This is a genomic window from Sphingobium terrigena (assembly GCF_003591655.1).
GTDB lineage: Bacteria > Pseudomonadota > Alphaproteobacteria > Sphingomonadales > Sphingomonadaceae > Sphingobium > Sphingobium terrigena.
In genome coordinates, this window is sequence record NZ_QVRA01000056.1 from 1 (window position 1) to 6,904 (window position 6,904).

At 63.7% G+C, this 6,904-nt stretch carries 8 protein-coding genes; 2 read left to right on the top strand and 6 right to left on the bottom strand.

All coding sequences use genetic code 11. The annotated features are described in order from the left end of the window. From D0Z70_RS23905 to D0Z70_RS23930, 6 genes are all read right to left on the bottom strand, one after another. The coding region (locus tag D0Z70_RS23905) for a YeeE/YedE family protein (RefSeq protein WP_119750682.1) at positions 1-314 on the bottom strand (314 nt) is incomplete at its 3' end. Between the two features lie 35 nt (positions 315-349). Beyond that, positions 350-856: a hypothetical protein gene (locus tag D0Z70_RS23910; RefSeq protein WP_119750684.1), complete on the bottom strand. Its 507-nt coding sequence runs from the start codon at positions 854-856 to the stop codon at positions 350-352. Between the two features lie 300 nt (positions 857-1,156). Beyond that, positions 1,157-1,597, bottom strand: coding sequence for a four-helix bundle copper-binding protein (locus D0Z70_RS23915; RefSeq protein WP_010405599.1), 441 nt, complete (start codon positions 1,595-1,597; stop codon positions 1,157-1,159). 49 nt (positions 1,598-1,646) lie between these two features. Next, the gene (locus D0Z70_RS23920) at positions 1,647-2,585 is read right to left on the bottom strand and encodes a copper resistance protein B (protein ID WP_119750686.1); all 939 of its coding nucleotides are present in this window, start codon (positions 2,583-2,585) and stop codon (positions 1,647-1,649) included. Further along, positions 2,582-4,300, bottom strand: a complete 1,719-nt coding sequence (locus tag D0Z70_RS23925; RefSeq protein ID WP_119750688.1) for a copper resistance system multicopper oxidase — start codon at positions 4,298-4,300, stop codon at positions 2,582-2,584. Before D0Z70_RS23925 ends, D0Z70_RS23920 begins: the two co-directional genes overlap by 4 nt. A 222-nt stretch (positions 4,301-4,522) precedes the next feature. Then, positions 4,523-4,885, bottom strand: coding sequence for a hypothetical protein (locus D0Z70_RS23930; RefSeq protein WP_119750690.1), 363 nt, complete (start codon positions 4,883-4,885; stop codon positions 4,523-4,525). Positions 4,886-5,272: 387 nt separating this feature from the next. Here D0Z70_RS23930 and D0Z70_RS23935 point away from each other — a divergent pair, with 387 nt between their 5' ends. Then, complete coding sequence (locus D0Z70_RS23935) at positions 5,273-6,325, top strand: pepsin/retropepsin-like aspartic protease family protein (RefSeq protein ID WP_119750692.1); 1,053 nt, start codon at positions 5,273-5,275, stop codon at positions 6,323-6,325. 225 nt (positions 6,326-6,550) lie between these two features. Continuing rightward, a partial coding sequence (locus tag D0Z70_RS23940; protein ID WP_119750694.1) for an aldehyde dehydrogenase family protein occupies positions 6,551-6,904 on the top strand: 354 nt, incomplete at its 3' end.

Consider the following 6,904-nt stretch of genomic DNA (forward strand, 5'->3'; position numbering starts at 1 on the left):
GTACAGCCGCTGCCCATCCGGGTACCGAAGCCGACCAGCAGCCCGCCGATCAGGACCACCGCCGGCGAGGATGGAAAACGGGCAATTACCGGACCTGAGATCAGGTTCACGATCCCCGCTCCGGTCGGCAGGCCGACAATGAAAGCCGCAGCGATTCTCCAGGGCGGGCCAGTCTGTGAGAGGGCGAAGGCACGCGCGGCGAGGCCGCTCACGCCCGCTATCCGGCCGAGGCCGAGCAACAAGATCGCGCACGCCAATCCGATCAATATTCCGCCCGTCAAGGCAGCGAGCGGCGTGGCGTTGGTCCAGTCCATCAGAGCCTATCCAGCGGCAACCTCAATGGCGCCGTTCAAGCTGTGGCGTCAATCGCCATCGCTTGAGCCTGGCGGTCGGCAGGGTTGATGCGTTGGCGTGCCGCCGTCGCAGCACTGGCCGTCGCGACAGTTACGTTCGCGTTGAAAAGCTGAGGGGCTTCAGGAACGCTCTGTCGGCCAAGGGCGGTCAGGTCGTGATCGACCAGTACGCTGGCCGGCTTGTACCGAATGGCTGGGACCGCCCCGTTTTCTCCACGTTCGCCCGCTGCGGCGGTTGCGGATGTTGCGCGACGGCTCTGGGCCATTTCCGGGTCTTGCCCTTCGCAAAGGCAGGCGCGTTCAGCACAAGGCGGGCTTCCCCGGTCGCCTCGCTCACGAAGTTGGTCCCGCCGTATTCCCACCAGCAAATGCTGATAATTCTCGACGAAGCGTCGGTGGATCAAGCGCGCCTCGGGGCAATTCGCCGCCGCTGCCTGTGACCGGTGGGCGCGCACGCGCCGTAGCAAGTAAGGAATATCGCACTCGTTCATGACCGCCTCCATGCATTGAAAGTCGCAATTGGGTCGCGCCGGGTCTCTACGGAAATATACGAATGCTTCTCGTGCTTGTCCCGGCTCGGATGCGGCGCCCTATGAGTGCGGGACGGATATGCCAGATGCTGTTGGGCCAGGACGCAAAGCGCCGGGAAGTTGTTGCTGGCTCAGACGGGTGGCCTGGGGGCGGCAAACATGCGGTCCGCAGCGGGAATCTGGCACGACCGTGCCCGCGGCTGATTGGCCCGTCGCGTGGCTTGCGGAATGAACGTCGGGTGCGGATCCGGAGGCAAGTGGTGACCGGCCAGATCACATTCCCATACTGGCCATTTCCTTGCAGCTGGCCGCGCAGTCCCGGCAGGTCTGGGCACAAGTCTGCATGCGAGCGTCGCCGGCGATCTTCGCGCAATCGCGCGCGCAGGCTTCGCACATCCGGGCACAGGCGTCGCACAGCAGGGCATGCTGCGGCGACCGCCGAAGCATGGAATTGGCCGTCGTCTGGCAGAGCTCCGCACAGTCGAGAAGCAAAGCGATGTGCGACGCCTCGATATGAGCCGAACTGCCCTGCTCGGTGCAGTATCGCGCAGTTTCCAGGCACATGCGGTGCGATGCGACACAGCTATCGACGCACTCGTCGAGCGTCATCATCGCCCCGCTGCGTTTGGGAGCCGCCATCGCCGCGTTTGAAGCGACGATTCCGCCGACCGCCAGGGAGAGTCCGGAGCCGATGACGGCGCGACGATCAAGCATAACTAGGTCCTTTCGATAAGCCTTCAGAAGGTGTGTGTGAGCTCCGGCGTCACCACCAGATACGCAAGCCAGCCACAAACCGACGTTCGGTGGGATTTTCGCCAGCGAGCCGGCGAAAATCCGCCGTCTCACCAAAGGAGCGCTCCCATACAAAGCCGACATAGGGAGCGACTTTTCGGCGAATCTCGTAGCGCATCCGCAAGCCGAGCTCGAGGTTGCTCAGGCCTCCGCCGAGCCCGCGCTCGGGAGCCGCCTTGCTGTAGGCGTTCGATTCGAGCTGCGGTACGAGGATGAGGCGGTTGGTGAGCAGCACGTCATAGGATGCCTTCAGACGTGCCGCGAGACGGCCATCGTCTCCAACATAGCCCGTCAGCTGGACATCGAACCAGTAGGGGGCCAGGCCCTCGATACCCCCGGCGATCCAGCGATGGGCTCCCGGGCCTATGTCCTGACGCACGCCAAGGATCGTTCCCCAGAACGGGCGTTGTCCGTGCCACCAGAACGCCTCGACCGAGGATTCTGGATCAAGCCGCTCGCCGGACTGTTTCAGGCCCTGGCTACGCAGCAAGAGCTTGTCGTTGTCCGGGCCATTGGTAATCCGACCCGACCAGCTGATGCCTTGGCCTTGCTTGTTCGTGAGGAACTCGAGCTCATCCACGAGCACCTTGGCCACCGAAATTTTGTCGGCCATCTCATAGCCGGGCAGCGTCGAATTCCTGTAGCCGTCGGAATAAGCGTCCGGGTCGCGCGCATCGGCGCCGGGTTTTCCGCCACTCATGTCCATGCCAGGCATATTCATCGGGGGCGCGCTGCTGCCATCCTTTTGCTGGTCGCCCATCGGCATATCCGGCGACATGGCCTGATCGTTCGAGCCGGCCGCCTCGGCGTTGACCGCAGGCTTCACCTGCTGGCTGAGCGCCGGTCCGGCGACGGTGGTCATCGCGAGCCCGGTGAGGGCCAGCAACCATGTTGCGCGCGAGGTTGTCATGCCACGACCACCTCGCGGAACATGCCCGCGGCCATGTGGTAGAGGAGGTGGCAGTGAAAGGCCCACCGGCCCATTGCGTCGGCCGTCACGCGAAAAGCCACGCGCTGGGCTGGTTGCACCGAAATGGTGTGCTTGCGGACCTGGAACCGTCCGTCGGGCGATTCAAGATCGCTCCACATCCCGTGCAGGTGCATCGGGTGGGTCATCATCGTGTCGTTGACGAGAATGATCCTGAGCCGTTCGTTCGGCGTGAAATGAAGTGGTTTCGAGTCATTGAGCTTCACGCCGTCGAACGCCCACACGAAGCGTTCCATGTTGCCGGTCAAATGAAGTTCAATCTCCCGCTGCGGTTCGCGAGGGTCTGCTGCCGGCCCTGCTGTCCTCAGATCCGCATAGGTCAGGGTCCGGCGACCATTGCGCCGCAACCCGACGCCGGGATCATCGAGATTGGTGCGCGGAAAATCGACGCGCATATCTGTATTGGCCCCATATTCGGTACGCGCATGGCGGGCTTTTGGTGCCGTCTCGACCATGCCATGGTCCTGCCCAGCTGGTCCCATCCCGGCCATCCCAGCCATTCCACCCATCATGTCGATCGGATCGAGCCAGGAGCCGGGGTCGACCGGGGGAATGTCCGCGCTCATGTCGTCACGCGGCGCGAGTACGCCGTGGACAAAGCCGGTGCGGTCCATGGACTGGGCGAAGATCGCATAGGCCCTGTCGTCCGCGATGGTCGCGATGACGTCGTAGGTTTCACCGGGTCCGATCCGGAATTCGTCTACGTCGACCGGCTCGACCGGTTGCCCGTCGGCGGCGACGACCGTCAGCATCAGGCCGGGAACCCGAACGTCGAAATAGGTCGCGGTTCCGGCACCGATGAAGCGCAGGCGAACCCTTTCGCCCTTCCTCGCAATTCCCGTCCAGCGCCTGGCGGAGGGGGCGCCGTTCAGGAGATAGGTGTAGGTAGCGGCCGATACGTCGCTCAGATCGGTCGGATTCATGCGCGCCTTGTTCCACATCGCCCGCTTCGACAGAGCGCCGCTCAGCCCGAGCTTGCCGGCATCGCTCGCAAAATCGCCGACGGTCGGCTGCGCGAAATTATAATAGCCGCTCATCTTCTTGAGGTTCAGATAGACCTGAAGCGGAGCCTCGTCCGTCCAGTCGCTGAGCATGATCGTATAATCGCGGTCGGCTGCGAGAGGCGGTTCGCTCTTCGGTTCGATGATCATCGGGCCGTAGAGGCCCGTCTGCTCCGCCAATGTATGGGCATGATACCAGAAGGTGCCGCTCTGCTTCACGACGAAGCGGTAGGTAAAGGTTTCGCCCGGCGCTATTCCGCCAAAGCTGATCCCTGGCACCCCATCCATGTCCGTCGGCAGGATCAGGCCGTGCCAATGGATGCTGGTCATTTCGTCCAGGTTGTTCTTGACCCTGATCGTTACAGCGTCGCCTTCGCGCAGCCTGATCAGCGGCCCCGGCACGCTCCCGTTGACGGCGGTGGCGACACTGGCTTTTCCGGAATAATTGACCGTGACCCGGCCGATTTCGAGATCGACCTCAGTGCCGCTCAGCACGGTCGGCGTCGTCACCGCCGGCACTGCGAACGCATGGGCGGGCCAACCCAGCGTGGCAAGAGCTGTCGCGAGCAAGAGACCTTGCACGAAGCCTCTGCGACCAGTGGTCGTCTCGGCGAATGGGGGAAGTGGAGTCCGCATCAATTCGATCTTTCGGAAGCAGCCCTAAAGTGACGCCGCGGTGCCGATTGCCACGCGGGTGTATGTTCGCAGCAACGGCGGACCCGGTAGGCGGGGCCAGGCGTATGAAACCTGGCCGAAGAAGCGAAAGGCACGCAGGGTCAGGATCCAATGGGGCATCCGTATCCGGCGGACCCTCGCATCTGTCTCGCCAACGCTGTCGGCCCTTCGCTTCCGCGTTTCCTACATGTCGTCGCTCATGGGCGCGGAGGGCATGTTGGCGGCGGGCGGTGCCTGGTCCGGCTTTGCCTTGGGCGCCATCGGCATTTTGTCCTTGCACCCGGCCGTCCCGCCACATCCCATCTGCATGCCGCCCGACGCGTTCACGCCCATCTGATGGTCATGCATCATCTCGTCGTGCATCTGTCTCGCGCCATGCTTCATCCCTGCCTGATGGGTCTGATGCGCCTCGTGGTTTTGGTGCTTGACCACTTTGGCCGGCACGGGCGGGGCCTCGTCCGCCCAGGCCTGTGTCGCCGAGATAGCGACTAGCACAGCGATGGCGGGGACGATCAGGCCAGTTTTGCTACGAAACACGTTTTTCATGATAGGCTCCTCGGAGAATTCGATGGGTTGGACCGCAAGACTTCGGTCGGTCTCAAGATGTCGGCAGAAGTGCCGTTCGTGCCGCTCGGGGAATATACGTTTTGTTACGGATGCCCGCCGTCGGGCGCGGCATGCGAACTATCATACCGGGCGATGAGACCCCCGGTGCGGCTTTGATCGTCGTACGGGCTGTCTCCCAGAAGCAGGCAGGGCTGATTGGAAAACGACGGAGACGATTACGACGCGATGGATCGTCGAACGCTTCTCGCGCGCAGCCTGTCGGCTGCGTCGCTTGTGGGCGCCTCGTCCGTTGCCGGCCCTCTGGCGGCTCTCACCCGCACAGGCGAAGGGTGGGGTTCCTTTGCGTGGACGCCTGCGGAGATAGCGATGGGCGATACGCTGATGATCTCCGCAGACGTGGCCGGTAGTCCCGTCCGCGCCATTCTGGACAGCGGAAGCGCCGCTTCGATCATCAATACGCGCCTGGTGAAGAGGCTGGGCATCGCCCCATCCGGGAAACGTATCATTCGCGGCACCGGCGGCCGCGTCGAAGTCACCGAGATCAGCGACGTTGCCCTCACCGTCGCCGACGATCGTAGGCGCTTGCCGTTCGCCATCGTGAGCGACCTTGCGGCAATATCGTCGGCATTCGGCCGCCCGATCGATCTGGTCCTGGGTGAGGACATCCTCGCCGGGCGCTGTGTCGCCCTCGACTTCACGCAGGATCGGATCGGCTTCGCCCCGACGGGGAGTTTTGCCGGTGGGAGCGGCTGGCGTCGCCTCCCTCTGACGCATGGGACACGTCGCGAGCTCCTGGTCGCCGCGTCTATCGGGGGCGGAAGCCCCGTGCAGCTCATCTTCGATCTCGGGAGTGCAAATGCGCTCATGCTGTCCACCGCCTTTGTGGCCGCGCAGAATCTCCTCGCCGGCAAAGCCCGGTCGACCGCCGCGCTGGGAAGCCTGGATGGGGTTCAGACCGTCACCGCTTTCGTCCTCGACGATATCGATATCGGCGGAGTGCGCAGCGCCGCGGTTCCGGTGGCGGCCCTGGATCATTGGCAATCCGATAGCGCGGTGGGCAGCATCGGATTGCCACTCATCGCCCAATGCGATGTCATCATGGATATTACTGCGGGAAGGCTGTGGCTGCGCCCAGCTCCGCCAAAGCGCAGGCTTCCGATGTTGAAAGACCGCTCAGGCCTCGGCCTGGCGGTTTCGCCGTCTGGTCTGACCGTCGCCCATGTCGCGGCCCATAGTCCGGCCGAGAAGAGCGGCTGGTCGATCGGGGACAAGATTATCCGTGTCGACGGGCGGCCAATCGATGCCAGCTACGCCCGCGGCGAGCTTTGGCGCTGGCGTTTTCGTCCTGCCGGCACGCACGTTAGGCTCGTCGACGGATCCGGTATCGTGCGGCTGCTGACGCTCGCCGATTATTACTGACGTTGACGCCGGTGTCGGCGTTCGGCCCCGATACACTGCTTCTAGCGTCCGATCCGCGGCGCATCATCCCGCCCTCGGATTGGTCGCCCAGCAGCTACGTAACAATCCCAATACTTCGCAAAGTCGTCAGCTCGCACACCCCAACTCAGCCCTCCTGCGAGGGAGAATATCGGGTTCGCGGTGCCGCACACCTGGGGGCCCGGCCATGTATAGCGGAGACGTTTCATGTTCCAGCAAGCGATCGACACCGTCCGGGCGAAGGGTCACGCACCGTCACGCTACGGCAACTTCATTGGCGGCCGATGGGTGGAACCCATTCGCGGGGAATATTTTACGGACCATAGTCCGATCAACGGCCGGCAGCTGGCCGAGATCGCCAAGTCTTCGCCAGAGGATGTGGAGGCAGCGCTGGACGCTGCTCACCGGGCGAAGGAGGGCTGGGCGCGCATGGCCCCTGCCGAGCGCGCAAGGATCCTCAATCGCGTGGCTGACCGGCTCGAGGACAATCTCGAGCTGCTCGCGCTGGCCGAGACCATGGACAACGGGAAGCCGATCCGGGAGACCCGCGCCGCCGATGTG